Annotated in this window: 1 protein-coding gene; it reads left to right on the top strand. The window is 63.1% G+C overall.

The features are described from left to right. Nucleotides 1-715, top strand: a 715-nt coding sequence (locus tag A2J02_RS20150) for a S1 RNA-binding domain-containing protein (protein WP_156516315.1), incomplete at both ends; no start/stop codon positions are given.

Below are 715 nucleotides of genomic sequence, written 5' to 3'. Positions count from 1 at the left end.
GTCCGCAGCGAGTTCCTGCACCAGCTCCAGAAGGGCCAGGTCCGCAAGGGCGTCGTGTCCTCCATCGTCAACTTCGGTGCCTTCGTGGACCTGGGTGGCGTCGACGGACTCGTGCACGTCTCCGAGCTGTCCTGGAAGCACATCGATCACCCGTCCGAGGTTGTCGAGGTCGGCACCGAGGTCACCGTCGAGGTTCTCGACGTCGACCTGGACCGCGAGCGTGTTTCGCTGTCGCTCAAGGCAACTCAGGAAGATCCGTGGCGCCAGTTCGCTCGCACCCACGCGATCGGCCAGATCGTGCCCGGCAAGGTCACCAAGCTCGTTCCCTTCGGTGCATTCGTGCGCGTCGAAGAGGGCATCGAGGGCCTCGTGCACATCTCCGAGCTGGCCGAGCGCCACGTGGAGGTTCCGGACCAGGTCGTGGGTGTCGGCGACGACGCACTCGTCAAGGTCATCGACATCGATCTCGAGCGTCGCCGGATTTCGTTGAGCCTCAAGCAGGCCAACGAGGACTACGCAGAAGAGTTCGATCCGTCCAAGTACGGCATGGCCGACTCGTACGACGAGGGTGGCAACTACATCTTCCCCGAGGGCTTCGACTCCGAGACCAACGAATGGCTCGAAGGTTACGAGAAGCAGCGTGAAGAGTGGGAAGGTCGCTACGCCGAGGCGGAGCGTCGCCACAAGATGCACACCGCTCAGATGGAGAAGACGG

The sequence above is a fragment of the Rhodococcus sp. EPR-147 genome, assembly GCF_001647185.1.
In the GTDB taxonomy this organism is placed as follows: domain Bacteria; phylum Actinomycetota; class Actinomycetes; order Mycobacteriales; family Mycobacteriaceae; genus Rhodococcoides.
The sequence above is the reverse complement of the archived record's forward strand: the minus strand, read 5'-3'. Positions and strand labels throughout refer to the sequence as shown.